Below are 25,633 nucleotides of genomic sequence, written 5' to 3' on the forward strand. Positions count from 1 at the left end.
AATTTCGCAATCCCCCCTGTACCCCTTCCTTTCCTTCTGCATGGCAGCACATTGCGCAGCCGGTAGAGCACTCAGGGCGTTTCGATAGGTGGAGGGCAGGCAGAACCAAAGGATACGAACGGCTTACCTGAGGGCTTCACGTGAGGGGCGGGGGTATGCACTGACGTTCAAACGAAAAAGGCCACAGTCTCGCTCACTGTGACCCTTTTCTTAACCCTCTAGCGTAAGGGGGTGCTTGGGCTGCAAAGCCTAGGCATCCCCACGGATACACCGCATTCACCCATCTGACAAGCAGTTACTGCCCCTTCGCTCGACCCTTCGGGTGTCTCAAAAGTAAACTTTATAGACAGGCATATTGACGTGTCTCAAAACAGTCTCTAAACGTATGTCTACAAACTCTCTTAGAGATACGGAGACGGATAAATGATCGTCGCTTATGCCCGTGTTAGTTCCATCGGACAGGATCACAGCACCCAGATTGAACGCCTCAAAGCCGCTGGGGCTGAGAAGATATACAGCGAGAAGCAATCGGGCTTGGACAAGGACAGGCCGAAACTGAAGGCGGCTCTTGAGTTCGTCCGTGAAGGGGACACGCTCATTATCACCAAGCTTGACCGTCTGGCGCGTTCAGCGGCACACCTTCACCAAATCTTAGAGATGCTCGACAAGAAGGGCGTTGGCTTTCGTGTGCTGGATGACGCGGCGCTGGATACTACCACACGAACCGGAAAGCTCATGTTCGGCATTCTCGCCTCAATGGCTGAGTTCGAGACGGCCTTGCGTAAGGAGCGGCAGCTTGAAGGGATAGCCAAGGCCAAGGCTCGGGGTGACACTGGAGGCCGCCCTAAGACTGTCGATGAGGCCGCTATACGGGTACTGAAAGCGGACGGCAAATCAGTCCGGGAGATCATGAAAGCAACCGGAGTGAGCCGTGCGGCGGTCTATAGGGCGCTTCAGGGTGCCTCTGGGTCACAAAATCCGTAGTTATTATTCTTTTTTTTCAGAGAGCAGTATTGAGCTAACTTACTGCTTTTATTACGCAAACGGATTTGTCACGGCTTGGTCACAACCTTCACAACAAAGCTCTACTGGGATAAGTCACTGATATAATTCGACTTAATTCGTCCCTCTACTGTCTAGTGCTCGTTTCAGTTCCATTGAAGTAGAGCCAATTTTTGTCACAAGCTTTCCCTTAAGTGATTGATAACGTTGACCTCAAAACGGATGTTTATTATTTTGCTTATACTGTAACACACTGAAATAATTGATAAAATTGCATTGACGTTTTTGTCCCCGTACACCATTTTCACCCCAGTTCCCGACCGCAAGGCAAGGGGATTGCGGGCCGAGAGGGCCGGGTTCTTTGACAACTGAATATTGAAATTGGGCCTAATCAAATCACCGACCCGACGCATGGATGTCAGCACGTCCGTGTCGCTGGGTTTATGTACAAATTCGAGCAAGAGAAAGGAGATCAATGAGACCATGCAAAGCCCACGGATGCGGCTTCTTTGCTAGAGGCTTCAGCACATATTGCGAAAACCATAAGCGCAACCTGTCGCGCCACGGGCATCCACGCCAGAAGGGCATCACAAAGGCAGACCTAAAGCCTTACGTCAAAGAGGTCCGAGCGTTCCTCGCGGACAACCACCCCGACAAATCTAAGGTCGTCCTTCAAGATGTCTGGGACAGGACCGTCAAGGAAGCCCAGCGGTTCCTAGACTTAGCCGAGAGAGGGCGACCTTTCGTCGGGTACGAAATGGAAGCGTACCAAGCCATTTTATCGCTGTCCCGGGAACAGGACGCGGAAACGATAGCCGTTACCTTGATCGCAATGGGCGTCTGGTACGAGGAAGACCCGCATTTCTGGAAGTATGACGAGGGTTTTCGCTTCCAATCAATCCGTATGCTGCTCCGTCTAAATCCCCGTGAAGCGTCTTGGCAGCGGCGCGATGGGAAAATGCTGCGGTCATCGTACCGGCAGATACCTCCAAGGGTCATGCAGTACCTCTGGGGCATCGTCCATTCAACCGGATTGATCGCTTACGGTGTCGGCATCGTCAAACACAAAGCAAAAGCCAAAGCGGCACTTCTTGAGAAACAGAGGCAGGAACGCGCGGCCTTCTTTGGCGAAACATCACTAGAGAAAGAGAGCTAGAAATGAACGAACAACACGCCGAAGGAATGTTCACCTCGGACGAACGCATGGTCCTTCGTAAGGGCGACCCACGGCTTATGCGTGAGGACCGGGAAAGGCGGTTCCGTAAGGGAGAGACTGAGTTGACGCTTTTCTCCGCTGCTGGGTTGCGGCGCGTTCTTCCGGGGCTGGGGACGCAAGAAAGTGAAGCGTTCGGCACCTTCGTGGACAGCCTGAGAGCCACCACGGCGCGGCTTTAACGTGAAGGGGTTATCGAATACAGCCTGCGTTAGCAACGTGCTCGGGGAGATATACGACGGGGCAGGGCAATGGCACACGGGCTTTCTGCCTTATGGGCAATTCGCGGGTCTTATCGGCACGACCACAGCGGACCTTATGCGGCGGCTCGTGCAACTAGGGATCGTGGAACACACGGGTGAACGCCATAGGCTAACCCGGATGGCAGTGCGGAAGCGTTTCGGCATGGTCATAAAGAAGCACAGGAAGGGTAAGCCAGACCTACGATTTGACGTGATCCTCCCGGAGGGAATGGTTCATGTTGTCACGAACCTTAAGGCGACGAACCTACCTGAGACCCCGATTGAGAAGATGAATAGGTCGGGAATGTCACAGAGAGATATTGCCTCTTGGCTCGGCAAATCACAGCAGTCAGTCAGTAAGCACCTCAGAAGCCTTCCGCCTAGACTGAAGAACTGGCCGGTGGTCGGGACGTGGGACGACTGTTCAGAAGCAGATAACGACAACAGGTCTGACAACCATTCCGCAACAGCCGCTTGACCTATAATCCTATAAAAAGCCCAGAAAAGCTGGGTTTAGCGACAACCATTCCGCTATATATAAGGTTAATCCTATGTGGGTCTCGCGCTGCTCGCCCTGTCCTTAGATCCAGCTTATTGAAGGTACTGATAAGGGAATTGATGCTCCGTACTCAAACGGAAATCAAATCTTATATGTCATACCTAAGGTGATCATCATGTATACGCCCAAGTTCATCTTGGAATTTATCATGAGATAACCTTAGATTTAGGGCATTAATGTTGGTCGCTTCGCTCCTTTGTATAAGGAGTATCGGTGAAGAGTCCTCACCTTTAGAGTAAATCTCTAGGTCCACCATTAAGATAACCTTAGGTATACACCTAACAATCAACCAGAAAGGATACGTGGCCATTCCACCCAACGACACAGCCATGCCTTTAATTAGGTACTATGATACCTTATACTCAATCCAGAGCTAACCATCTTACTTCCCTCTTGGAAGATGGTCAGGTCTACGACTAGGACGACTTAGCCCGGCAATCGGGTGTCCTTGAAGCTGAAATACAGCGGACATGTCGCCGCCTGCCTCGACCACAACAACAGCGCCCTCAGCGTGGAACGCATCATAGAGGCATTTGACTTCGCTGAGCGCCACAACCCGAGACACGGGCGAATTGTACTCTCACGACCTTTCAACGGGTCAGTAAAGGGTAGCTCTCAGGGCGCTCACCAACACGACAAGACAACTTACGGCTTCATGCGGTCAGGTATTCGCGCCTGAGCGTTCGGCCATTCTTACACATTGAAAGGAACTACATATGCATATCATCGCTAACGGACCACGTGACGGCACAGCAGCACTTGCTGAGGAAGCACGGAACGCCAAGACTACATCTGCGGAAGCGTTAGCCCGGTCAAGGGCCGCACAGCAGCCGCACCCGATTACCGAAGATTATTTAAACTTGTTCCATCACTCCGGGATGAGTACCCGTGAAGCTATCGCACTGGCCCAGACCGGGGGGCATCCATATTCCAGCCAGAATGTCCCTAGGGGCTTCGATACGGTAGTCGGCTATTTTTACGACCACTACGAATGGTATCCCGCAGCCTACGATGAGGAAAACGGCAACGCGATGCTGGATAAGGAAATTGTTGAATACGAAAGGTGGTGCGCAAAGTTTGCCCGTAAGCTCGGGCTGGAAACCCCCACAGTCGAAGCCCCGGCAGCACTTAAGGCGCACGGAATAATGACGCTGAAGGCTTACCCGGAGGCGCTGTTGGAAATTCGTCTTATCGAGATGCCGTGAGCATTTCCGATATGATCGAAAATTATCCCATATATATCAGTAACAAAGAGCACCTCGCCAGTGTCTCTGCCGGTCGTCATTATCTCATTGCAACGGACGGAGCTTGCAAAGGCAATCCCGGACGTGGCGGATGGGGTCTTGTTAAACAGCTTTGGGATGGGAAGCAGCTTCTCAGGCAGGCACCTAATGCGGGTCAGTCTCCCTATGTTACGACCACGAATGTACGCATGGAGATGATGGCAGCGCTCAAGGCCGTCGTAGGGATCACCGAAACGGACACCCCCGCCGTCATCCTGAGCGACAACGAAATGGTCATCAAAGGTATGACTGAGTGGATCACAGGATGGAAAACCAAGGGGTGGCGGGGATCAAAGGGACCGTTAGCCAATGTCGATCTATGGCAACAGCTTGACGCCGCTTGCGTAGGAAAGGTCATTCATTGGTTTTGGGTGAAAGGCCACGCCGGTCATGACCTCAACGAGATTGCCGACACCTTAGCAAGTAACGCCGCGCTTGGAAAATATCCAAAAGGGCGCAAGACAATTCAGATTATGAACCCAGAATTGTTTATCAACCGCACACACGTCTATGCTGACTGTCAGACATCCATATCAACGACCTCGCTCTGATGATACATGCGCTCGAGCTGATTATGGCGGATACGAAATTGGCTCCGCCGTTTCAGTCCAGTTTGAGGCTCAATTTTTAAGGCCGGATCGTAATACACTGTGCCATCAGCGACAGCCTTGAGGAAAAGCGCTAAGTCGGTTTGCTCACACAACAGGATGCGCGGACCGTAGCGGTATTCCGGCGGAGGTGTTCTGAACAGGGACGGCACATAAGCTGCCTGTGCGTGCTTGCGGCTCCAGTGCTCGATAATACCGGGAAACTTCCATAGTGCGGCTACCTCGTCGCGCCTGTCGAGAAGCGCAATTCCGCCGTCCATATCCGTGATCTTATCTGTTGCCATATCATAGCCAGTCATACGTAGTTGAAGCCCGGTACCCGCGTGGAAGGGCTTGGTACTGGCGTAGATGCCGCCAAAATTGATACGGCCAGTCTTGCCACTTTTGTCGGGGTAGCCGAAGCGACGCACGAAGGCTTCGGCACCGTTGTCACGGTAAAAGCCGCCAGTTGGCTCTGGCGTCATCAGCGTGACCACGCTCGTCGGCCTATAGCCCTTAAAGTCCCTAACTCCATACTGCTTGATTTCCCAACCGAGGTAGTCTGGTTCCGCATAGCTATTTGGCGTGATACCTAGCTCGGCCTCGAGAGTGTAACCACCGCCATTCCGAGCGGCGTAAAGCTGCTTGACTCCATGTCGGTCGAGCTTTTGCGATGGAATCCAATGCTTGCGATAAATCGCCTCTAGGGTTTCCAGCAGGCGCTCTTTCGTACTGCCGGCGGCTGGCTCGGATGGTATTTCCAAGAACACCCCGACCGGCTCAAGGTTGCGGAGTGCCTCAAAGGCGCGGGCAATGGGACTGCCGGCTGGTACGGCGTAGCCAAGCACCGTGCCGTCTCGCGTAATTCCGAGGAATAGCACGCGACCCTCATCACGAACCCTCATTACGTCGCCGGGCGCTTGGCGTGCATCTTTCAGCTTGGCCCCCTTGAGGAAGCCCGACATGCGCACTTCGGGATACTTTGGATAAAGAATCAGCTGGGCGTTGGGAGCGGGGTAGCGCCCGCCCTCGTCAATCCACAAGAAGCGAACGGAGGCCTTCGCACGATCGCGAACACTGCCGGCTACCTCTGCGTCATCAGTGCGCACCTCGCCGTGCGGAATGACATTCAAGGCGGAAAAGTCACCACCTAGGTAAATCTGGTTCTTGGAGTTGTCATTCGGGGCCAGTTTTTTGGCGTAGATGCGTACGGCTCCGTCTTGGCGCATCACGCCGACAAGGGCCTCCAGTGTTTCAATCATTCTTTATTCCCCCGATTTCAACCTCCGGTGCCTCCCCCCGGAGCCAGCCGGCAAGAGTGCCCACAACTTCACCCTCTGTTCGGCGGGTTTTACCCTTCAGGGCACACTCCCAGACGGTACCAACGCGCCAGCCGTTGTGGAGCAAGGCCATGATTGTCTTATGATCACGTTCGACATTTCCCTGTATTTTTGCCTGCCAGAACTCAGATCGGGACACAGGCAGACGGAACAAGTGACAATTGTGACCGTGCCAAAAACAGCCATGCACTAACACAACTGCTCTGTGTTTCGGGAAAACCATATCCGGCTTTCCGGGCAGCTTGGCGTCATGCAACCGGTATCGAAAGCCTTCAGCATGAAGGGCGCGACGTACTTGCAATTCGGGCTTCGTGTTCTTTCCACGAATTCCTGCCATCATCTTGCTGCGAACGTCGGGAGGCACGATGTCAACCATGCGCGACGGCTTTTTGAGGTTTCTCGCCATTGGAAGGGGAAAAGCCAATTTCTTTGGCAATTCCGGGCAACCAAGGACTCATCGCCTCTGCAATGGCTTCGACCACCGGCACCACTACGGCATTGCCAAACTGCTTGTAGGCTTGCATGTCGGATACCGGGATTTCCCAAGTTCGATTGCCGCGCTCAAAACCCATCAGGCGAGCGCACTCCTTTGGTGTCAGTCTGCGCGGACGCTTCCCCCTACCTTGGTCCACTAGGATTTCGGAACCGTCCTTATAGTAACGAGCAGAGAGGGTACGTGCGACATCGCCCGGACCGAACAACCCGAACCCAAACCCGTTACCCTTTGCCTCGTGCTTCTTCTTGTAGGCTTGGAGATAATCCCACAGCTTTGGGGTAAGGGTGTATTTTTCGGCAACACCAGCGTCCAAGATAGACCCGAGCGTGGGCGCTGGTCCTTCGGGCACCGCCACACTGTCAAAAGAAAATTGGGTTTTGTGATCCAGAAACCCTGCAATAAAGATGCGTTCTCGGCCTTGGGGAACCCATGGGCGGGCGCTGACAATCCGTGTGACAACCTTATAGCCTAGTTCGTTTTCCAGCACGTTCATGATTGTTTCAAACGTCCTGCCCTTGTCGTGGCGTTGGAGATTCTTCACGTTCTCCAAGAGGAATGCTTTTGGCCTGTGGAAGCGAATAATTTGAGCTACGTCGAAAAATAGCGTACCCTGAGTAGCATCAAGGAAGCCGTGCGGTCGACCAAGGGCATTTTTCTTTGATACACCCGCAATAGAAAATGGCTGGCACGGAAAGCCTGCCAGCAACACATCATGCGCTGGAATACGAGCTAAAGCCGCATCGTCTTTGGTGTACTCGCGAATGTCGCCCGCGAAGACGTGTTCTTCTTCTTCAGGGAAATTCTTCCGGTAGGTTTCGGCAGCGTATTTGTCCCATTCACTTGTGAAAACGCACTTGCCGCCAATGTTCTCAAATCCTACACGCAGCCCGCCTATACCAGCGAACAGGTCTACGAAGCGGAACCGAGCGGACCGTTCTGGTGGTCGATGATTGTTTGCCATAAGCCGGAGCTTATCCAGTGCGAGGAGGGAAGGGGAGCACTCGCCATTCTCGTGACGATAGGCTGAACGCAATGACACCTTTATAGCTTTAGCCGCTTCTTCGACGGTTAGGCCGGCTTGTTCCCTGAGCTGCGCGAACTCGCTCTTGTTGTCGTGTAGGGTCACTGCCCGAATCTCCACTGTGTCATTTTTTGCCATTTTGGCACAACTAGACTCAGGCTACAAATAATCCGTTCTTTATTTGTTCACGATAGAAATTGGTTTCACACAGATTGTTGTACTCGTGCCGACGCTGCTTGCTGTAGTTTCATATTTGAAAGAATCTCCCAAATACCCATTGCGTGTAAAAATTCAACATAAGGCAGTTCACCTATAACCGGCACTTCGGGGCAAGTCTCGAATGTCTCTCTGGGTGACCCGACGACTGGCGGGATTGATGACGCCTACAATGCTGGGCTGTCGCTGTCCCGGCTGCTTCGGGAGGGTGAATGCTCACAGGAGGAAGCGCGGGCAATCTTGCGTATCCTCCCGTTCGGTAACTCACTCCCCGCTGTCACGTTCTCTAATGCTATCATCGGCGATTTGCCAAAACATGGGCCAAGAGTGGCACGATAGCGGAAATATTAGGGTCCCCGTAGGTTAACGCTTACGGGAGCCTTTTGCGTTCGACTTCGAGATTAGCTTAGCGCATTTTGTTAAAGCTTTACTTGAACTTGATTTTGCAGTACACAAAAGGCACCCCTAGCAGTACACACGGCTAGGATAGCAAGTTCGCCAAGGAAGCCATAAGGCTTTGAAAATGAAAGAGAATACTGGCATCTGAATACGGTTTGATTTTCTGTATTCAGTCCGGCCCGGGGAGCCACTTCAATTGCTGAAGTTGCTTAATATCTCAATCACTTGCACAAAACTAGTCAAGCATTGCATTAGCAATGGACTGTGACTGAACGGCGTTTTACCCGTTTCAGTTCAGGCAAATTTCTCCATCTTTAAATCGTCACGTGCAGAGCGCGAATCACTTCGCCGCAGTGGCACATTGGGCCGCAGAACCGTCATTGAATGCTGATGGCTTCAGGCAGGCGCAGGAGAGCGTTCAGTCGATTTTTCCGCAATCCCCAGTCCAGAGATGAATCACGAGCCAGCGGGCTGCGCTGGAGCCGCAGGGTGCCGTTGTGCGGAGAAGAGCAGGTCCGGTTTGAGATCCCCCATCCCGACATAGGGATTTGCGTGGTTTGCCAATATCCAAAGACTGATCGTGGCTGTGAGCACGTAGAGGATCAGGGCACGCCGCCCGGCAAGCGGTCGGTCGGCATGGACCGAAGCAATCGTGATGGCTGTCAGCAGGGTCAGGAAAAGGACGAGATACCACTTGGATTCGTCGATCGACGCGCTCGCCACCGCCAATCGCTCATTACGGGCATCCTGAAGTTCGTCAAAATCATTGACGAGTTGCGAGACAATCGGACCGGGCAGGCCCGAAAGCGCAATCTTTTGGACCATGGCGCGAATCTCCAGAATCGCGTGATCCACTTCCAATGTCGAAGCCGTGTTGTTCCGTCGTCCCCATTCATCGTCGACCACGATGGTGCGATAGTTGAGCACCGCAGTCTTTAGTTCCTCATCGTTGAGAACCAAGGGGTTAGCTGTATCCAGCAATCGGTGGATGGCAGAGCGCTCCTTGCTCACCGAAAAATCGGCGCGAGAATTGAGCGACCATGCGTCGGCAGCGACAAAGCCAATGGAAAGCGCCCATGCGGTTGCAATCGTTCCGAGAAAGGCTGGTGCAGGTATGGAAAAAATATCGTGTTTGGCGTGCACATTGAGATATCGTAGCGCGCAATAGCCTATAGCGAATAGTATAAGAGCAAAAGCTATGAAAAACAAAAAGACGGCATAGGTGGGAAATTCTAGAAACGTCGCGAGCATTGTTTATGTCTCCACCTAACCCCTGAATAGTGGGGGGCAATAATAACTGCTCGTCCGGCTCTGGCAATCGAGAGCGCAAACAATAAACAGAAAGGTCGGCCCGTAAACAACGCCGACGCGGAACCTCCGGGGAGGGAGTTTTGATGATTTATCCTGTGCATGACAGTCATGGTAATCGCATCGGCACCATCATGCCTGAAGACAGCGAAAACCCCGAGGAACGCTGGATCGCCTACGCGCTGCACAATCAGCGAATGGCCTTCGGCAGCTGGCAGGCAGCACGGGACTGGATTGAAAGAAAAGCCGCAGATGAGGGCGCGCGATAAGCCACTTCCGAAAGATGTTCCGCGTGCTTCTTTTCGGTTAACCTAATTTAGCGGTTTCATGTGCATTTAAAACTGACATAGCTATACTTTTTTTGAAAAGGAACTGTCACGCTTGGGAGAATATTGATGCTACGGATTGCAGCTGTTGGTCTTGCTTCGCTTTTTCTTTGTCTGCCTGCGACGGCGGCCTCTAAAAAATGCGCCAATGCGCAAGATCAGGCCACGATGACCCAATGCGCTGGCGATGATTTTTCTGCTGCCGACAAGAAGCTCAACGGCAACTTCAGGGAAATCCAGAAGCGTCTTGCCGATGACGCAGATGGAAAGGCGCGGTTTGTCAAAGCCCAGCGCGCATGGATTGCATTCAGAGATGCCGAATGCGGTTTCAATGCGGGCAATTCTTCCGGTGGCAGCATCTATCCGATGCTTGTTGCCAGCTGCAAAACCGACCTGACCGAGCAGCGCAATAAGCAACTGCGGACTTATCTAAGCTGCGAAGAGGGTGATCTCAGTTGTCCGGTTCCGGCTAATTGATTCTTTGCTTCCGAATCGCAGCGCCATATTTCGGGCTGCAACGGGGCGCAAACTCCCGATCGGAAGAACAGGCGGAACTATAAACGATCATATGCCTGTCTTCCGAACCAAGGAGGATATGCCGTGAAAACGATGCTTCTAGCGATCGGATTGGTCGCGCTATCGACGGCTGGCGCGTTTGCAGCCGAACCTGCCAAGATGATGGATAGCCAGTCCGGCAAAATACTGACCACGCCGAAGGGCATGACGCTCTATACGTTTGACAAGGACGAAGGCGGTAAATCGTCCTGCGATGCCAAATGCCTGAAGATGTGGCCTGCATTTCATGCCGACAAAGGCGCAAAATCGGACGGCGACTTTTCTGTCGTCAAAGCCACGGACGGCAAGGATATGTGGGCTTACAAGGGAATGCCGCTTTATCGTTACCACGACGACATGAAGATGGGTGACGTTAAAGGCGACGGCAAGGGCGGCGTCTGGCACGTCGTCAAATGAAAGAGGGCGCTACGGCGCCCTTTTCGCTTCTAATCGTCATGAAATCATCCGCGTATGGTGACGGCGTAAAGCAAAGCCAGAAAATTGACGAGCATGAAGCCTGTTCCCATATAGGGCAAGGCCTTTGCAAAAAAGAACTGCAGCTTGGCCATAAATCATCTCCGCAATTGAACGATTGCGGCACTCTACGAGCCATTTCAATCCAGGATTCGGCAGCGAGGTTTCCAGCTGTTGCAATTTGTAACGTCAGATTGCCGACGAGGGATCAATTTCCGGTCGGCGCTGTCGCGCCGGAAACACCCTTGTCGGGAACCGGCGGTTTGTTACCGTCCGGATTGGTCACCATGGTCAAAGCCGCTAATGCCAGCAGAATGGGGGCGGCCAGCATGGCCACGCGCAAAACGAAGCAAGCCGCGTGCTTCACTCGTCTCCATGTCGGCGCTTGTCTCATGGCCTTATTGTTGCACAGCCTGTCCTTTCCAATGCGTTAACAGATCGTAATGTTCTAAAATTCCCCAATCACACTGGCCGCAGGCGTTCATTCGTAGGCCAAGAGAAAACACCAAGGATTTTTTACACAAAGGGCTCGAATCGCTTGACGAAGTGGGCAGGGATCAATATTGGAACTGCGCAGAGCCGAACCAATTGATTTGGAAACGCTCTCAGGAAGGCCTCGTGGCGGAGTGGTTACGCAGAGGACTGCAAATCCTTGCACCCCGGTTCGATTCCGGGCGAGGCCTCCATCTCTTTCTCAAAATCACTGTAAGCGGTTGATATCCAAGGTTTTATTTTCTTGGGTGTGGCAATCTATTCACACGGTGTTCTGCCGCACTTTGATCGGGTGTGGCAAACCATGCCGTCTTTTGGCTCTCAGCCTCCGCAATATGTTCGCCCCGGCTTAGTAACTGACTGAAATTTCAATACTGTGGAGGGCGTCTAGATGCCGAAATACGGCATGTGCCGTATATCATCGAGGCCAAATCTGGCGTTTTCTAAACGCCGGATTGTGCGTCAACGCCCGCATGATCTCATCGTATATCGGCGTCAGCTGGCGGGGCCAGCAAAGGAGGAACGATGAAGACCATAGCTTTGTTAGCCGTTGGTGCATTCATGATGGCAGGAACTGCATTTGCGACCGCGCCAACGAACGGAAACCTGGATACCCAGACGGTAAAGTCCGATAAATCTACCGGGGTCATTGTCGCGGGCGGCAAGAACAGGAGCGGATTTACGACCAGTTCGGGATCGGGTTTCAGCGGTGGACGGACCATTTTCGGCGGTTGAATGATTTGCCCCGTTTAGGCGGGGCAGACGCTCACATGTGCTCTCCCGCAAGAGAGTTCTGCCTTAATGCTTATGCCTGCAGATAGTGTATCAAAACGAAATCCGGCGTTCGCAGTACAAACGGCTCTTTGAACGGCCACGGCACCAATGTGTCAGGTGACGTCATCCTGGGCTATGATGCCGCCTTCGCCTTCGAGGATCGCTATGCGTTTGGCTTCGGAGGCGGTGAATTTCAAGCGAACGCCAACTCCGCGTTCATCTTCCGGGATAAAAACTGCGCCGAGATCTTCCAACGCGCTTTGTAGCTGATTGATCGTTTCAGCGGACGGCTTGTCGATCTTCCGCTCAAAATCTTCGATAACCGATGCATCCACCTTGGATAGTTTGGCGAGGTTATCGCGTGAAATCTCAACGAGCGCGCGGCCTGCTCGACACAATGGGCCTGTCAGCATTTTTAACCTCCATGTTTTAGCTGCGGGAATTGAACCGTGAGTCTAAAGCGGAAACAAGTCGGATAACGCGGTGAATTCCCGTCAGGCCGCCAATCACTCAGTCGTGGTCGTCATGATCGCGGTCGGATGGTGTCTGCGTGCGGGCGAGATTACCTTTTGAGAAAGTATAGCCGGTCTCAACTGCATTCAGCCCGAACTTGTTGCGCAGGCGATCAATCGCGGTTTCGGCGACAGCACGCTTTGTGGCCTGCGTATCGACCAGATCTGGCGGGTCAGCCCGGTCGCTTGAGGATAGCTCGCCGACACCGATTCCAAGCAGCCGGAATTTGGTGCCATCCAGCTCCTTTTCCAGAAGCTGCAATCCATGCCGGAAAATGCGGTCAGCCAGCTGGGTCGGGTCCGAAAGCTGGCGATTGCGGGTGCGTAGCTTGAAGTCCTGCGTCTTGAGCTTGAGGACGACAGTGCGCCCGGCAATTTCGCCTGCTTTGAGCCGTCGCGATACTTTTTCTGCAAGCGCACGCAAAACAGGAACCAGATCGGCCGCAGTGGAAAGATCGGTGCTGAAGGTCGTTTCCGCCGAAACGCTTTTCATATCATGTTCCGGCTCTACCCGTCGGCTGTCCTGCCCCCGCGACAGGCGATAGAGACGCTGGCCCATGGTGCCATAGGCCTTCATCAGCCCGCCTTCATCCATCGTCTGGAGCTGGCCTATGCTGCGGATGCCGTCGCTTTGCAGCTTGGCCGCAAATGCTTTGCCGACGCCCCAGATCATGCTCACCGGCTTATCGCGCAGAAAATCGAGCGCCTCGGCTTCTCCAATAACGGAAAACCCGCGCGGCTTTTCCAGATCGGAGGCCACCTTGGCGAGATATTTGCAATAGGACAGGCCGATGGATGCGCTGATTCCAATCTCGCTTTCCACGCGCTTGGAAAAGCGTGCGAGAACCACGGCGGGCGGCGCCTTGTGCAGCCGTTCTGTACCGCTGAGATCGAGAAACGCTTCGTCAATGGAAAGCGGCTCAACCAATGGGGTGAGATCACGCATCAGCTGGCGCACTTCGCGCCCCACGCGGGCATATTTCTCCATATTAGGCTTGATAACGACCGCCTCGGGACAGGCTTCCAGCGCCTTGAACATCGGCATCGCCGAACGCACACCATGAATACGGGCGAGGTAACACGCTGTCGAAACGACGCCGCGCTTGCCGCCGCCGATGATGAGCGGCTTGTCGCGCAATTCAGGATTATCGCGCTTTTCAACAGAAGCGTAGAAGGCGTCGCAATCGATATGCGCCAGCGTCAGCTTGTACAATTCCGGATGTCGCACCAGGCGCGGGCTGCCGCAGGAATAACACCGGCGCACCGAAGCACTCTTCTGTAGCGACAGGCAGTCGCGACATAAGCCTTGCTCCGAACTGTTTCCGGCGAAATTCTCAACCATCGTCCACATGCGCAGCTTCGTCGTCTGGCCCAGCTTCGACTCGATGAAGCCTGCTCAAACGAACATAAAAGGAACATGCTTTGTATATCACCAATCCCGCGCCACGCCACTGGCAGAGGCGCGCGCAACCGTCATGCTCTTGACATTGGCAGCGATATCACCAAGTTTAGTGTTATGAACAACCGTTTCGCCGCCATACTCCATCGGGTTCAACCGATCGCGGGATAAAGGCCCTCGAGTCCTGCCTAGCGCAGAAGGACTCCGGGGGATGGTTCGTCGCTTGCCTCAAGCGAATTCGACAAGCGCTTTCATGAAAACATCCCAATAATCCGCTTCGAGCCATCATGCTCGGAGATATTTATCTTTTATAACAGTGAGCTATCGCCATGAGCGTCAAGAATCGCAAGAAGCCCAATATTGTCGTCAGCGACGTCGACTACGAGCGCCTGATGGGGCTGGCCAACAGCGTCGCCGAGCAGCACGAGGAAATCGCCGACGAGCTGATGGCCGAACTTGACCGCGCCAAGGTCGTGCCTGCCAAGCGGCTGCCGCAAAATGTGGTGCATATGGGTTCGGTGGTCGAATTCCGTTCCAATGACGGACATGAGCGCCGCGTGACGCTGGTTTATCCGGGCGAGGCGGACATTGCACAGGGCAAGGTTTCGATTCTGACCCCGATTGGCACGGCATTGATCGGGCTTGCACCCGGCCAGTCGATTTCATGGACTGCACGCGACGGGCGGGCGCATGAGCTGAACGTTCTCAATGTGTCCGCGGCGGAAGAGGTCGTCACCGGGCCGAGCGCAGCCTGATTTCAGCGCAAAAACAGGGCGGTGTCGGTCGAATCAGTCGGCGCCGCTTTGCAAATGCTGGCCCGCACCGCCGGGCAAGAAAGACGCCGCTTTCTGGATGATAGCCGGGTCACGCCCGGTTTCTTCGCAAAAGCGCATCAGCGTTGGCTCGTGGCTTAAGAAAAACTGCAGCACACCGGCCAGAAAGCCCGGCTCACGCGCTGCCTGACGGATGGACGAGGCTTCGATGCCCGTCAGCGCCAGAAAGCGCGGGAGTAAATCCTTGTCCTGCGCAAGCCAGGCCAAAGCTTCAATGGCGAGACCCTGCGCTTCTGTTTCGTTCATAAGCGTTTTCATCGTCACCTCCATTTCAGCCGATCCATGCAGCCGCCACGCGGGCCTGCAATTGTTTTCATATAAGATGCAGGTCCTTGTAGCGACAACGGAATTATTTGCCTTTCGTCAATGAAATGAGGTTAAATCATAGAGTGGACCGAGGGGAATGTCGGTGCACACACTGTTTGGTGTCAGCCAATGCCAGTAGATGAATGAATAATCGGGCCGGGCAGTTGCCCCAGGGAAGTTTCGATGACGAAAAGCGTAATGATCGTCGAAGACAACGAATTGAATATGAAGTTGTTTCGCGATCTTATCGAAGCCAGCGGATACGAAACGATCCGGACACGAAACGGTCTAGAGGCGCTTGATCTCGCACGCGAACACCGGCCAGATCTCATTCTCATGGATATTCAGCTTCCGGAAGTCTCAGGTCTGGAAGTGACCAAGTGGCTGAAAGACGATGAAGAACTGCGCCATATTCCGGTGATCGCGGTCACGGCTTTCGCCATGAAAGGCGACGAGGAACGCATCCGGCAGGGCGGATGCGAGGCCTATATATCCAAGCCAATTTCTGTTCCAAGATTTATAGAAACGATAAAGTCTTATCTGGGCGACGCTTAGGCTCGACCAGGCGAGGGGGATCATGACTGCCAGAATTCTCGTCGTCGATGATGTGGCTTCCAATGTGAAGCTTCTGGAGGCAAGGCTGCTTGCTGAGTATTACGAAGTTGTCAGCGCTTATAACGGATCAGATGCTTTCGAAATCTGCTTAGGCGGGCAGATTGACGTTGTCCTGCTGGATGTTCTCATGCCGGGCATGGATGGCTTCGAAGTTTGCCGCAAGCTGAAGGACGACCCGCGCACCTCCAATATTCCTGTGGTCATGGTGACGTCGCTTGACCGCCCGGAAGACAAGATTCGTGGGTTGGAGGCGGGTGCAGATGATTTTCTCTCCAAGCCGGTCAATGATCTCCATCTGATGTCGCGCGTGAAAAGCCTCGCCCGCCTGAAGCTGGTCTCGGACGAACTGTTCCAGCGCAGCAACAGCGTGGCCGATGCCGAGGTGGAGGCGCTGCTTTCAGCCAAGGTTTCTGGTTCCGGTCCGAACTTGCAGGATGCCGCCCGCATCCTCGTTGTGGACGAGGATGAAACGGCGGCAGCACGGCTGCGCGTTATTTTGGGCGAAACCTATCGGGTCGATATCGCCACAGACGCCAATGCTGCTCTCATCAAGGCCATCGAGGCGGATTATGACAGCATCGTCGTTTCGGCGGCTTTCACCTATTACGACCCGCTGCGCCTCTGCTCCCAATTGCGCACCATCGAGCGTACCCGACTGGTGCCGATCATCCTGATTGTGCGGGAAGACGAAGGCGCGCTTGTTGTTCGCGCGCTGGAGCTTGGCGTTAACGATTATCTGATGCGCCCGCTGGAAAAGCTGGAACTTTTTGCGCGGCTGCGCACGCAGATCAAGCGCAAGTGCTACAATGATCTGCTGCGGCAGAGCCTGAACCGCTCGATCACCATGGCGGTAACGGACGATCTCACGGGGCTGCACAACCGCCGCTATCTCGATACGCATATGCCGGTGCTCTATAGCCGCGCCACGGGCCGGGAGCGCCCGCTGACGGTCATCATGATCGACTTCGACTATTTCAAGCGCGTCAACGACCAGTACGGGCATGATGCTGGCGACGATGTCCTGCGCGAATTCGCATCGCGCCTGCGCAAGAATATCCGCGGTATGGACCTGATGTGTCGCTATGGTGGCGAGGAGTTCATCGTCGTGCTGCCGGATACGGATTTGCAGGCTGGTGCAGCCGTTGCAGAGCGTATCCGCACCTCTGTGGAGGCAGTGCCTTTCTCGGTCGCTAGCGGGCGCCACAAGGTCAATATGACGATCAGTGTCGGTCTGGCTGGCTTGCGCCTGATCGGCGACAGCGTGGAAGCGCTGTTCGACAGAACTGATGCTGCGCTTTATCTTGCCAAGAAGAATGGTCGGAATCGCGTTGTCGCTTCGGCTGCCTGAATGTTTTGATAAACAGCAGATCAAAAACAAAAAGCCGTCTCGTGAGAGACGGCTTTTTTGATTCCGGTCACCGCATGGGCAACGCGGGAAACGAATTACTTGATCTTCGTTTCCTTGAACTCGACGTGCTTGCGCGCAATCGGGTCGTACTTGGTCTTTGTCATCTTTTCCGTCATCGTGCGGCTGTTCTTCTTCGTAACGTAGAAGAAGCCGGTGTCAGCGGTCGACAAAAGCTTGATCTTGATCGTCGTAGCCTTGGCCATATCGAAATACCTGCTCTTTAACTTTGCCGGAGCATCACCTTTTCGGAAACCGGACCCGCTTATCGGGCTCCCATTCTCCGGGGTCATACTCTATGGATGGTAACCGCCAGCGATTCCGGCAATTCACCCGGCAGCGGAAATTCGCCGCATAACTACGGATTGGGGCCGAAAAGTCAAGTCCGCTTCTTTCTGAAAAGCAGTCTTCCTGCTGCAAAGATCGCATATGCGGCAAAAAATACCCCAAGCGTCCACGAAAAACCTGCCGGGCCGAAAGCATCCATGCCGACACCCACGGCCTGCGGGCCTGCCAGCATGCCAATTGCATAGCAGAACACGAAGGCGGCATTGGCCGACGCCAGTTCGCGGCCTGTGAGTTCGGAACCAAGATGCGCAAGACCGACCGTGTAGAGACCAGCCACCACGCCACCCCACAGGAACAGCACGCCCGCCATCAGATACCAGTGTTGCATCAGATAGGGCAGCGCGATCATGCCGATGAGGCCTGTGACTGCGCAGAACAGCAGAAGCTTGCGGCGGTCGGGAATCTTGTCGCTGATGATGCCAAGCGGAATTTGCAGCAGCACATTGCCGAGACCGATCATCGTCAGCAACAACGCAGCATCCGCTTCCGGATAGCCAATGCGCGCGCCAAAGACCGGGAAAAGCGCGAAGCCGCCTGTTTCCACGGCACCAAAGACGAAGACCGCCATGGTCGCGGTTGGCACGGCGAAGATAAACGGCAGGAAGGGAACATGTTCACCTTCCTCGAAATCCGGGCTGTCGCGCCAGGCAATTGTCACCGGGATGAGCGCAATCATGATGATTGCGAATCCAACGAAGAATGGTAGGCCACCGGCGCTGCCGATCTTTGAGAAAAGCCATGGTCCGAGCGCGAAACCGAGCGAGAGCGACGTGGAATAGATCCCAAGCACCAGTCCGCGTTTTTCAGGTGGTGCTGATGCATTGATCCAATATTCTGACAGGACGAACAGCACCGTCAGCGCGAAATGCAGCACGATGCGCAACGCGAACCATGCCCAGAGCGGCTGGAAAAAATGAAAGCCGAGGAAGGCAATACCGCCGATGACGAGCATCAGAAAGATGGCTCTGACCACGCCGAGCTTCGCCGCAATCGGAGCGGCGAGGGGGGCGGCGGCAATCGAGGCAAGCCCGGCAACAGCGGTATTGGCGCCGATAAGGCTTGCCGAATGACCGCGGGCTTCCAGCAGCACGCTCAAAAGCGGAATGCCCAGCCCGATAGCTGCACCCACTGCGCTGATGGTCGCAATGGCCGCAGCAAGCGAACGCCAGTGCATCTGGCCTTCCTGCGGAAGAGCGCCGTTCACGCCTTCCGTGCTTGTTTTGGCAGAAGCACGGTCGGTTGCTGGAATTTCTGTATTCATCAGGTCAGATCACTTCACGGACAAAGCGGCCGTGCCGCACACGGTATTGCACCACCGGAAGGGCGGCAGGCAAATCAAGGCGTGTTTCAGCCAGTAGATTTTGTGCTTCCTCCAGGATGATCTGGGTAATGCGAGCGAGATCGAGTTTGCCCACATCATCGATCGATACCCAGTCGAGATTTTCCAGCTCGCCGCTCGGTGCGAGCTTTTGTTTGCCGAATTCCGGCAGGCTGTCGCAAAATGCGATGAAGAAGCGTGTATCGAATCGACGGACATGTTCCGGCGGGGTCACGGCACGCGCAAAATAGCGCAGGCTGGACAAAGCGGGCAGAGCACCCTGACCGAGAAAGGCCCGCCAGTCCTGATGATTAGCCGGGAGGCCAAACGGCGGTTCGGCGGAAGACTCGGCGTTGACCGGATGCGCTACACGCAGCCCGGTTTCCTCGAATGTTTCGCGGATGGCGCAGAGGCCAAGCGCGCGGGCGCGACGCATCGACGGGCGGGAACCCATGCCATTCAGAAGTTTCAAGGTGTCGTCGTGGCTGAGTTCGCTCGAAGCTGAAATCGCGCCGTCAATTGAATCGGCACGTCCGCCTGGAAACACGAATTTTCCCGGCATGAAGGCAAGGCTGTGATGGCGCTTGCCCATCAGCACGCGGGGCTTGCCGGATGAACGGTCGATCAAAAGCAGTGAGGCTGCGTCGCGCGGGCGCAGCACCTTCTTCTTCTGTTCAGCCAAGGGCGTGGAAACTGTCACGGTCATGATAGCCGGATCAGGTCACGTCGCCGTAGTCGCCTTCGCCCTTGCCCCCGAAACCATGCATGTAAAGCGCCCATTGCAGGCCGATGGTTGCCCCTTTGAGCGGCTGGAGCAGCATGAGCGACAAAATGACCGTCAGCGGTCCCCAGATCGCCATATGCGCCCACAGCGAAAGGTTGGTCGTGGCTTCCACGCCCATGAAAGCGCCGACCACGATGTGACCGACAACCAGAATCGTCAGATAGGCCGGAAGGTCATCAGCACGCTGTTCGGTATAATCCTCGTTACAGACGGAACATTTGGCGACCGGCTTGACGAAAGCGCGGAAAAGCTTGCCTTCGCCGCAATGCGGACAGCGGCAGCGGAAACCGCGCCACATGGCCTCGCCAAGCGGGCGCTTGGGATGGGCTTTTCTGCTGGTTTCGCCACCGAAAACCTGAATGTTCTGCGCGGAATTGGCCTCAAGCGTGCTCATTACCGACCTCTCTTCTTGTGACGCGGGATGCCCGAAGGCTTGCCCTTTCGTCCGCGCATCGTCCGGGTTGCCTTGTGATGCGAGCGCGTCGACATCGGCAGGGGATGCGGTTCCGATACCATCTCAAAACGAAGCGCGCCCGCAACGGGGAGCGCCTCAACCAGCCTGACCGTGACAGTATCACCGAGGCGGAAGCCTTTTCCGCTTCTTTCTCCGGCAATCGCATGGTTGGCTTCGTCATATAAATAGTATTCATGACCCAAAGTTGAAATGGGCACCAGTCCATCCGCGCCATATGTCGCAAGGTTCACGAAAAGACCGGCCCGGGTAACACCCGTCACGCGACCTTCATACTCGTCACCGAGATGTGAAGCGAGGAAATGCGCGATCAAACGATCCACGGTTTCACGCTCTGCCAGCATGGCGCGGCGCTCGGTTGAGGAAATCAGCGCGGAGATTTCCTCAAGGCGCGCTTCCTCATCGGTCGTTATTCCGTCCTTGCCAAGCCTCAGCGCCTTGATCAGCGCGCGATGCACGATCAGATCGGCATAACGGCGGATTGGTGAGGTGAAATGCGCATAGCGGCGCAGATGCAGCCCGAAATGCCCGATATTGTCAGGGCTGTATATGGCCTGGCTCTGCGTGCGCAGCACGACCTGATTGACCAGTTCCTGATGATCGGTGTCCTCGACAGCCACCAGAATACGGTTGAACTGCGATGGTTGCAGCGGCCCGCCCTTGGCGAGATTGAGGTCGAGCGTGCGCAGAAATTCGCGCAGGCTTTCCTGCTTGGCAAGCGCCGGCTCGTCGTGGATGCGGAAGATCAATGGCTGACGATGATCTTCCAGTGTTTCAGCTGCCGCGACATTGGCCTGAATCATGAACTCTTCGATGAGTTTGTGCGCATCGAGACGTTCCGGCACGATCACCTTGTCCACCTTGCCATCCGGCGTCAGCAGGATTTTCTTTTCAGGGAGATCGAGTTCCAGCGGCTCGCGGGCGTCCCGCCCGCGCTTCAACACCGCATAAGCTGCCCAAAGCGGCTTCAGCACACTATCGAGGATCGGTGCCGTCTTGTCATCTGTCGCGCCGTCAATGGCGGCTTGAGCCTGACCATAGGCAAGCTTGGCGGCAGAGCGCATCATGATGCGGTGAAACTTGTGCGATTTCTTTCTGCCGTCAGCGGCAAAGACCATCCGCACAGCCAAGGCCGGGCGGTCTTCCAGCTCGCGCAGCGAACAGAGATTGTTCGATATGCGCTCCGGCAGCATCGGCACAACCCGGTCCGGGAAATAGACGGAATTGCCGCGCTTCAAAGCTTCCCGGTCCAGCGCCGAACCGGGGCGTATATAGGCCGCCACATCGGCAATCGCCACGATAACGATCTGGCCACCGGGGTTTTCCGGGTCGGTATCCGGCTCCGCATAGACGGCGTCGTCATGGTCCTTGGCGTCGGCCGGGTCGATGGTGAGAAGCGGAACCGCGCGCCAGTCTTCGCGGCCATCGAGCGTCGCGGGCTTGGCATCTTCGGATTCGCGGATCACTTCATCCGGGAACACATGCGGAATTTCATGTTCGTGGATGGCGATCATCGACAGCGCCTTTTCGCTATCGATAGAACCAACCACCTGTCGGACCTTGCCACGCGGCAGCCCCTGACGGCGCGACGAGATCAGTTCGACTTCCACCAAATCGCCGCTTTCGGCATTTTCCAGTTGGGCAGGGTCAAGCTGCACTTCCGCCTGCTTGCGATCCACAGGCTCCAGCCGCCACTCGCCATTGCCAAGCTTGCGTACAACGCCCAGCACCGCATCGGTGCGGTGTTCGAGCCGCTTCATCACGCGCGCGGTATAGTCCGGTCCGTCGCGGTCCTCATTGCGGAAAATCTTCGCGAGAACGCGGTCACCGACACCGACCGCCGGACCGCCTTCGGACGCCTTGTTAAGCCGCGTGCGGCGCACCAGCACCACGGGCGGCTTGCCATAGGCGGCCTCGTCCCATTCGGCTGGACGGGCCAGCAACCCGCCATCCTCGTCGCGTCCCGTGACATCCAGTACGGTGACGCTTGGCAATGAGCCGGGACGTGAAAGCTTGCGTGCACGCTTTTCGACAAGACCGTCATCGGCCAGTTCGCGCAACAGGTCTTTCAGATAGACCCGTGCATCGCCCTTGATATTGAACGCCTTGGCAAGTTCACGCTTTCCAGCGCGATCAGGATTTTCCTCAATATATTTGAGGACTTCCTCACGCGTCGGCAGAAAGGCATGCGGATCACCCGCATGCGCCTCTGATTTCGCCTGTGCTGCACGCCGTTCGGTCCGTGCGGATCGACCGGAATCGGGTTTGGGAAAACGACGTGCCAATTGTTACTCCTCTGCCGCTGCGGCCTTCTTAGCCTTCGGAGCGGCTTTTGCCTTTGCGGGCGCTTTCCTTGCTGTCGGCTTTTTGGCTGCGGCTTTCTTTTCCGTACTGGCGGCAGATTTGCGGGCAGGGGCTTTCTTGCCCTTGGTCGAGCCAGCCTTTTCGGTGATCAGCGCCAGCGCTTCTTCCAGCGTGACACTTGCCGGGTCCTTGCCCTTCGGCAAAGTCGCATTGACCTTGCCCCAGTTCACATAAGGACCATAGCGTCCGTCGCGCACCGTGATCGACCCGCCATCCGGATGGTCGCCAAGCGTTGCCAGCGCCGCAGGTGTCGAACGCCCGCGACCGCCCTTCGACTGCTTGTCTGCCAGCACCGAAACGGCGCGGTTGAGACCAACCGAGAACACCTCCTCGGCATTTTCCAGATTGGCGAATGTGCCGTCATGGCTGACATAAGGCCCATAACGCCCGATGCCCGCTGAAATCATCTTGCCGGTTTCCGGATGCTGGCCCACATCGCGTGGTAGCGACAGCAGGGCCACAGCCTTTTCATGGTCGACCGTATCCAGCGTCCAGCCTTTCGGCAGGCTGGCGCGCTTGGCTTCCTTGCCTTCGCCGCGCTGGATATAGGGACCAAACCGGCCTGTCCGTGCAGTGATTTCCTCACCCGTAAACGGATCCTTGCCGAGCGACTTCGGTTCGTCGGCTGCTGCTGCCTCGCCATTGGCTTCGCCACCGAGCTGGCGGGTGAATTTGCACTCGGGATAGTTGGAGCAGCCGACAAACGCGCCATACTTGCCAAGTTTCAGCGACAGCACGCCGGTGCCGCAGGTCGGGCACGAACGCGGATCGCTGCCGTCTTCGCGAGCGGGGAAAGCCAGCGGCGCCAGTTCCTCATTCAGCGCATCAAGAACATTGGTAACGCGCAGTTCCTTGATGTCATCGACCGAGCCGGAGAAATCGCGCCAGAAGTCACGCAGCACATCTTTCCAGGAAAGCTTGCCATCGGAAATGAGATCGAGCTTCTCTTCAAGGCTCGCCGTGAAATCATATTCGACATAGCGATCAAAGAAGCTTTCAAGGAAAGCCGTGACCAGACGGCCCTTCGGTTCCGGGATCAGCTTGCGCTTGTCCATGCTGATATATTCGCGGTCGCGCAGCGTGGCGAGCGTGGCGGCATAGGTCGAAGGACGACCGATGCCCAGCTCTTCCATCTTCTTGATCAGCGAGGCTTCCGAATAACGCGGCGGTGGTTCGGTCGAATGCTGGGTGGCATCGATCTTTTCGCGTGCCAGCGCTTCGCCGCTGCGAATCTCCGGCAGCTTTGCGCTGTCCTCGTCGTCGTCCTCTTCCTCGCGATGATCCATATAGGCTGCAAGGAAGCCGTCAAACTTCGTCACCGAGCCATTGGCGCGCAGCATTGCCGAGCGCGAACCATTGACGGCTTCAATGTCAGCCGTGGTGCGCTCGATATCGGCGGCCTGCATCTGGCTGGCGATAGCGCGCTTCCAGATCAGCTCATAAAGCCGCGCCTGATCTTCATCGAGATAACGGCGCACTTCCTTCGGATGACGCGAAAAATCGGTCGGACGAATGGCTTCGTGCGCTTCCTGCGCGTTCTTGGCCTTGCTGGAATAATAGCGCGGCTTTTCCGGCACATATTTTGCGCCGAATGTGTCGCCGATGGCCTGACGTGCGGCAGTGATCGCTTCCGGCGCCATCTGCACGCCGTCGGTACGCATATAGGTGATGAGACCGGCAGTCTCGCCGCCGATATCCACGCCTTCATAAAGGCGCTGCGCCACCTGCATGGTGCGCGACGCCGAGAAACCGAGCTGGCCGGAAGCGGCCTGCTGCAAGGTCGAAGTGGTGAAAGGTGGTCCGGGATTGCGCTTGGTCGGCTTGGCTTCGACCGAAATAGCCTTGAAGCTTGCGCCTTCCAGCATAGTGCGGATGCCAGTTGCCTGTTCGCCATTCTTGATGTCAAGCTTGCCGAGCTTTTTGCCGTCCACGGCGGTCAGCCGCGCTGTGAAGCTGTCACTGCGCGGCGTCTTCAAAAGAGCGGCAATGTTCCAGTATTCTTCGCGAATGAACCGCTCGATTTCCGACTCGCGGTCGGCAACGAGGCGCAGGGCGACGGACTGCACGCGGCCAGCCGAACGCGCGCCCGGCAGCTTGCGCCACAGAACCGGCGAAAGCGTGAAACCGAAGAGATAGTCGAGCGCACGACGCGCAAGATAGGCATCGACCAGCGGCTCGTCGATATCGCGCGGATTGGCGATGGCGTCGAGAACGGCCTTCTTGGTAATGGCGTTGAACGCGACGCGCTTGACCGTCTTGCCCTTCAGCGCCTTTTTCTGATTGAGCACTTCCAGCACGTGCCAGGAAATGGCTTCACCTTCGCGATCCGGATCGGTTGCGAGAATGAGGCCATCGCTGTCTTTCAGCGCCTTGACGATATCTGACAGTCGCTTGGAGGAATTGCCGTCCACTTCCCACGACATGGCAAAATCTTCGTCCGGACGCACCGAACCATCCTTGGCTGGCAAGTCTCGCACGTGACCAAACGATGCCAGAACCTTATAGTTCGAGCCCAGATACTTATTGATAGTTTTCGCCTTGGCAGGCGATTCGACAACAACGACGTTCATTTAAAACAGCCCAGATTCGCGCCCCGCAGAGGCGTTTTGCCTCCCAACCGCGTCATATTTGTTGCCTTCCACATGAACAGAGGGCGGCGTTTGGTCAAGAGTGCGAGACAAAAAATCGCGAAATACAACTATAAATAGTGATTGCTAGATATGTAACTTTTGGTAGATTTGGAGCCAAATATGGTCGGAGCGTTCATAATTTGCATAGTGATTTTCTAATAAAGCTACTTGCTTATTTGTTGGGGGCAGCATGAAGCAACGTCGTGAAGATAATCCTGAGACCCTCGTATATATAGAACAGATGCTGGGCGAACTTGGGAAACTGGCAAAGAAGACAGACAATCCCTTATTGGCTTACATGATTCAAATGGCTTCGGAAGAGGCGAAGGATCTGATTGAGGGGAAGCGAAATCATTAAAG

At 55.4% G+C, this 25,633-nt stretch carries 27 protein-coding genes and 1 tRNA gene; 14 read left to right on the plus strand and 14 right to left on the minus strand.

The window, feature by feature from the left end:
• Window positions 1–423: 423 nt before the first annotated feature.
• The 5 genes from D8666_RS13240 to D8666_RS13275 all read left to right on the plus strand — a co-directional run bounded on the left by D8666_RS13240 (window position 424) and on the right by D8666_RS13275 (window position 4,850).
• Entirely contained in the window at window positions 424–984 is a 561-nt protein-coding gene (locus D8666_RS13240; RefSeq protein WP_121538306.1) for a recombinase family protein, read from the plus strand.
• A 775-nt stretch (window positions 985–1,759) separates the two neighbouring features.
• Window positions 1,760–2,158: a hypothetical protein gene (locus D8666_RS23995; protein ID WP_147438002.1), complete on the plus strand. Its 399-nt coding sequence runs from the start codon at window positions 1,760–1,762 to the stop codon at window positions 2,156–2,158.
• A gap of 2 nt (window positions 2,159–2,160) precedes the next feature.
• Complete coding sequence (locus D8666_RS13255; RefSeq protein ID WP_121538312.1) at window positions 2,161–2,397, plus strand: hypothetical protein; 237 nt, start codon at window positions 2,161–2,163, stop codon at window positions 2,395–2,397.
• A gap of 1,497 nt (window positions 2,398–3,894) precedes the next feature.
• A complete protein-coding gene (locus tag D8666_RS13270) occupies window positions 3,895–4,221 on the plus strand; it encodes a hypothetical protein (protein ID WP_371830818.1) in 327 nt (108 codons plus the stop codon).
• On the plus strand, window positions 4,218–4,850 hold the full coding sequence (locus D8666_RS13275; RefSeq protein WP_209445983.1) for a ribonuclease H family protein: 633 nt from the start codon (window positions 4,218–4,220) through the stop codon (window positions 4,848–4,850). Before D8666_RS13270 ends, D8666_RS13275 begins: the two co-directional genes overlap by 4 nt.
• Here the strand turns inward: D8666_RS13275 and D8666_RS13280 are convergent.
• The 4 genes from D8666_RS13280 to D8666_RS13295 form a co-directional block, all read right to left on the minus strand.
• Window positions 4,820–6,148, minus strand: a complete 1,329-nt coding sequence (locus D8666_RS13280) for an MvaI/BcnI family restriction endonuclease (RefSeq protein WP_121538320.1) — start codon at window positions 6,146–6,148, stop codon at window positions 4,820–4,822. The genes D8666_RS13275 and D8666_RS13280 overlap by 31 nt on opposite strands.
• A complete protein-coding gene (locus D8666_RS13285) occupies window positions 6,141–6,602 on the minus strand; it encodes a very short patch repair endonuclease (protein WP_121538322.1) in 462 nt (153 codons plus the stop codon). The genes D8666_RS13280 and D8666_RS13285 overlap by 8 nt, the downstream gene beginning before the upstream one ends.
• Entirely contained in the window at window positions 6,595–7,848 is a 1,254-nt protein-coding gene (gene dcm / locus D8666_RS13290) for a DNA (cytosine-5-)-methyltransferase (RefSeq protein ID WP_235858957.1), read from the minus strand. The genes D8666_RS13285 and dcm overlap by 8 nt, the downstream gene beginning before the upstream one ends.
• 966 nt (window positions 7,849–8,814) lie before the next feature.
• A complete protein-coding gene (locus D8666_RS13295) occupies window positions 8,815–9,501 on the minus strand; it encodes a bestrophin-like domain (RefSeq protein ID WP_235858958.1) in 687 nt (228 codons plus the stop codon).
• A gap of 251 nt (window positions 9,502–9,752) precedes the next feature.
• Between D8666_RS13295 and D8666_RS13300 the strand changes: the two genes are divergently transcribed.
• From D8666_RS13300 to D8666_RS13310, 3 genes are all read left to right on the plus strand, one after another.
• Complete coding sequence (locus D8666_RS13300) at window positions 9,753–9,935, plus strand: hypothetical protein (protein ID WP_109367330.1); 183 nt, start codon at window positions 9,753–9,755, stop codon at window positions 9,933–9,935.
• Window positions 9,936–10,061: 126 nt separating this feature from the next.
• Window positions 10,062–10,469 carry a lysozyme inhibitor LprI family protein gene (locus D8666_RS13305; RefSeq protein ID WP_121538326.1) on the plus strand — a complete coding sequence of 136 codons (408 nt, stop codon included), beginning with the start codon at window positions 10,062–10,064 and terminating at the stop codon, window positions 10,467–10,469.
• Window positions 10,470–10,592: 123 nt separating this feature from the next.
• Window positions 10,593–10,964, plus strand: coding sequence for a COG4315 family predicted lipoprotein (locus tag D8666_RS13310; RefSeq protein ID WP_109367332.1), 372 nt, complete (start codon window positions 10,593–10,595; stop codon window positions 10,962–10,964).
• A 265-nt stretch (window positions 10,965–11,229) separates the two neighbouring features.
• Here D8666_RS13310 and D8666_RS24230 read toward each other — a convergent pair whose 3' ends face one another.
• Window positions 11,230–11,388 (minus strand): hypothetical protein, encoded by a 159-nt coding sequence (locus D8666_RS24230; RefSeq protein ID WP_167836083.1) that lies wholly within the window; start codon window positions 11,386–11,388, stop codon window positions 11,230–11,232.
• 245 nt (window positions 11,389–11,633) lie between these two features.
• On the opposite strand from D8666_RS24230, the gene D8666_RS13315 reads away from it, so the two are divergent.
• Together D8666_RS13315 and D8666_RS13320 are read left to right on the plus strand one after the other, a co-directional pair.
• Window positions 11,634–11,707, plus strand: a tRNA-Cys gene (locus D8666_RS13315).
• A gap of 331 nt (window positions 11,708–12,038) precedes the next feature.
• Window positions 12,039–12,248 (plus strand): hypothetical protein, encoded by a 210-nt coding sequence (locus D8666_RS13320; protein WP_109367333.1) that lies wholly within the window; start codon window positions 12,039–12,041, stop codon window positions 12,246–12,248.
• A 152-nt stretch (window positions 12,249–12,400) separates the two neighbouring features.
• On the opposite strand, the gene D8666_RS13325 is transcribed toward D8666_RS13320, so the two are convergent.
• On the minus strand, window positions 12,401–12,700 hold the full coding sequence (locus D8666_RS13325; protein WP_109367334.1) for a hypothetical protein: 300 nt from the start codon (window positions 12,698–12,700) through the stop codon (window positions 12,401–12,403).
• 97 nt (window positions 12,701–12,797) lie between these two features.
• Window positions 12,798–14,141 carry a DNA polymerase IV gene (locus D8666_RS13330; protein WP_109367984.1) on the minus strand — a complete coding sequence of 448 codons (1,344 nt, stop codon included), beginning with the start codon at window positions 14,139–14,141 and terminating at the stop codon, window positions 12,798–12,800.
• Between the two features lie 386 nt (window positions 14,142–14,527).
• On the opposite strand from D8666_RS13330, the gene rnk reads away from it, so the two are divergent.
• Window positions 14,528–14,953, plus strand: a complete 426-nt coding sequence (rnk, locus tag D8666_RS13335; protein WP_109367335.1) for a nucleoside diphosphate kinase regulator — start codon at window positions 14,528–14,530, stop codon at window positions 14,951–14,953.
• Window positions 14,954–14,986: 33 nt separating this feature from the next.
• On the opposite strand, the gene D8666_RS13340 is transcribed toward rnk, so the two are convergent.
• On the minus strand, window positions 14,987–15,289 hold the full coding sequence (locus D8666_RS13340; RefSeq protein WP_109367336.1) for a DUF3572 domain-containing protein: 303 nt from the start codon (window positions 15,287–15,289) through the stop codon (window positions 14,987–14,989).
• Between the two features lie 231 nt (window positions 15,290–15,520).
• Here D8666_RS13340 and D8666_RS13345 point away from each other — a divergent pair, with 231 nt between their 5' ends.
• Together D8666_RS13345 and D8666_RS13350 are read left to right on the plus strand one after the other, a co-directional pair.
• The gene (locus D8666_RS13345) at window positions 15,521–15,892 is read left to right on the plus strand and encodes a response regulator (RefSeq protein WP_007878616.1); all 372 of its coding nucleotides are present in this window, start codon (window positions 15,521–15,523) and stop codon (window positions 15,890–15,892) included.
• Between the two features lie 22 nt (window positions 15,893–15,914).
• Entirely contained in the window at window positions 15,915–17,300 is a 1,386-nt protein-coding gene (locus tag D8666_RS13350; protein WP_109367337.1) for a PleD family two-component system response regulator, read from the plus strand.
• 95 nt (window positions 17,301–17,395) lie between these two features.
• On the opposite strand, the gene rpmG is transcribed toward D8666_RS13350, so the two are convergent.
• The 6 genes from rpmG to topA all read right to left on the minus strand — a co-directional run bounded on the left by rpmG (window position 17,396) and on the right by topA (window position 25,213).
• On the minus strand, window positions 17,396–17,563 hold the full coding sequence (gene rpmG / locus D8666_RS13355) for a 50S ribosomal protein L33 (protein ID WP_002966024.1): 168 nt from the start codon (window positions 17,561–17,563) through the stop codon (window positions 17,396–17,398).
• A gap of 173 nt (window positions 17,564–17,736) precedes the next feature.
• Window positions 17,737–18,879, minus strand: a complete 1,143-nt coding sequence (locus D8666_RS13360) for an MFS transporter (RefSeq protein WP_109367985.1) — start codon at window positions 18,877–18,879, stop codon at window positions 17,737–17,739.
• Window positions 18,880–18,970: 91 nt separating this feature from the next.
• Window positions 18,971–19,729: an NUDIX hydrolase gene (locus tag D8666_RS13365; protein WP_121538328.1), complete on the minus strand. Its 759-nt coding sequence runs from the start codon at window positions 19,727–19,729 to the stop codon at window positions 18,971–18,973.
• A gap of 10 nt (window positions 19,730–19,739) precedes the next feature.
• Complete coding sequence (locus D8666_RS13370; RefSeq protein ID WP_109367339.1) at window positions 19,740–20,201, minus strand: DUF983 domain-containing protein; 462 nt, start codon at window positions 20,199–20,201, stop codon at window positions 19,740–19,742.
• On the minus strand, window positions 20,201–22,564 hold the full coding sequence (rnr, locus tag D8666_RS13375; protein WP_109367340.1) for a ribonuclease R: 2,364 nt from the start codon (window positions 22,562–22,564) through the stop codon (window positions 20,201–20,203). The genes D8666_RS13370 and rnr overlap by 1 nt, the downstream gene beginning before the upstream one ends.
• A 3-nt stretch (window positions 22,565–22,567) precedes the next feature.
• On the minus strand, window positions 22,568–25,213 hold the full coding sequence (gene topA / locus D8666_RS13380) for a type I DNA topoisomerase (RefSeq protein WP_121538330.1): 2,646 nt from the start codon (window positions 25,211–25,213) through the stop codon (window positions 22,568–22,570).
• A 250-nt stretch (window positions 25,214–25,463) separates the two neighbouring features.
• Here topA and D8666_RS24235 point away from each other — a divergent pair, with 250 nt between their 5' ends.
• Window positions 25,464–25,631, plus strand: coding sequence for a hypothetical protein (locus tag D8666_RS24235; protein ID WP_167836084.1), 168 nt, complete (start codon window positions 25,464–25,466; stop codon window positions 25,629–25,631).
• Window positions 25,632–25,633: the final 2 nt, after the last annotated feature.

The organism is Ochrobactrum soli (assembly GCF_003664555.1).
GTDB classification, from domain to species: Bacteria; Pseudomonadota; Alphaproteobacteria; order Rhizobiales; family Rhizobiaceae; genus Brucella; species Brucella teleogrylli.

What these genes read in the sequence shown, in the direction of transcription:
- D8666_RS13270 (WP_371830818.1), top strand. Translation starts at nt 3,895, where the DNA reads ATGAGTACCCGTGAAGCTATCGCACTGGCCCAGACCGGGGGGCATCCA.
- D8666_RS13365 (WP_121538328.1), bottom strand. Translation starts at nt 19,729, where the DNA reads ATGACCGTGACAGTTTCCACGCCCTTGGCTGAACAGAAGAAGAAGGTG.
- D8666_RS13350 (WP_109367337.1), top strand. Translation starts at nt 15,915, where the DNA reads ATGACTGCCAGAATTCTCGTCGTCGATGATGTGGCTTCCAATGTGAAG.
- D8666_RS13360 (WP_109367985.1), bottom strand. Translation starts at nt 18,879, where the DNA reads ATGCACTGGCGTTCGCTTGCTGCGGCCATTGCGACCATCAGCGCAGTG.
- D8666_RS24235 (WP_167836084.1), top strand. Translation starts at nt 25,464, where the DNA reads ATGAAGCAACGTCGTGAAGATAATCCTGAGACCCTCGTATATATAGAA.
- D8666_RS13340 (WP_109367336.1), bottom strand. Translation starts at nt 15,289, where the DNA reads ATGAAAACGCTTATGAACGAAACAGAAGCGCAGGGTCTCGCCATTGAA.
- D8666_RS13330 (WP_109367984.1), bottom strand. Translation starts at nt 14,141, where the DNA reads ATGGTTGAGAATTTCGCCGGAAACAGTTCGGAGCAAGGCTTATGTCGC.
- rpmG (WP_002966024.1), bottom strand. Translation starts at nt 17,563, where the DNA reads ATGGCCAAGGCTACGACGATCAAGATCAAGCTTTTGTCGACCGCTGAC.
- D8666_RS13370 (WP_109367339.1), bottom strand. Translation starts at nt 20,201, where the DNA reads ATGAGCACGCTTGAGGCCAATTCCGCGCAGAACATTCAGGTTTTCGGT.
- D8666_RS13345 (WP_007878616.1), top strand. Translation starts at nt 15,521, where the DNA reads ATGACGAAAAGCGTAATGATCGTCGAAGACAACGAATTGAATATGAAG.
- D8666_RS13280 (WP_121538320.1), bottom strand. Translation starts at nt 6,148, where the DNA reads ATGATTGAAACACTGGAGGCCCTTGTCGGCGTGATGCGCCAAGACGGA.
- D8666_RS13305 (WP_121538326.1), top strand. Translation starts at nt 10,062, where the DNA reads ATGCTACGGATTGCAGCTGTTGGTCTTGCTTCGCTTTTTCTTTGTCTG.
- D8666_RS13320 (WP_109367333.1), top strand. Translation starts at nt 12,039, where the DNA reads ATGAAGACCATAGCTTTGTTAGCCGTTGGTGCATTCATGATGGCAGGA.
- D8666_RS13325 (WP_109367334.1), bottom strand. Translation starts at nt 12,700, where the DNA reads ATGCTGACAGGCCCATTGTGTCGAGCAGGCCGCGCGCTCGTTGAGATT.
- D8666_RS13255 (WP_121538312.1), top strand. Translation starts at nt 2,161, where the DNA reads ATGAACGAACAACACGCCGAAGGAATGTTCACCTCGGACGAACGCATG.
- D8666_RS13300 (WP_109367330.1), top strand. Translation starts at nt 9,753, where the DNA reads ATGATTTATCCTGTGCATGACAGTCATGGTAATCGCATCGGCACCATC.
- D8666_RS23995 (WP_147438002.1), top strand. Translation starts at nt 1,760, where the DNA reads ATGGAAGCGTACCAAGCCATTTTATCGCTGTCCCGGGAACAGGACGCG.
- D8666_RS13240 (WP_121538306.1), top strand. Translation starts at nt 424, where the DNA reads ATGATCGTCGCTTATGCCCGTGTTAGTTCCATCGGACAGGATCACAGC.
- topA (WP_121538330.1), bottom strand. Translation starts at nt 25,213, where the DNA reads ATGAACGTCGTTGTTGTCGAATCGCCTGCCAAGGCGAAAACTATCAAT.
- D8666_RS13285 (WP_121538322.1), bottom strand. Translation starts at nt 6,602, where the DNA reads ATGGTTGACATCGTGCCTCCCGACGTTCGCAGCAAGATGATGGCAGGA.
- rnk (WP_109367335.1), top strand. Translation starts at nt 14,528, where the DNA reads ATGAGCGTCAAGAATCGCAAGAAGCCCAATATTGTCGTCAGCGACGTC.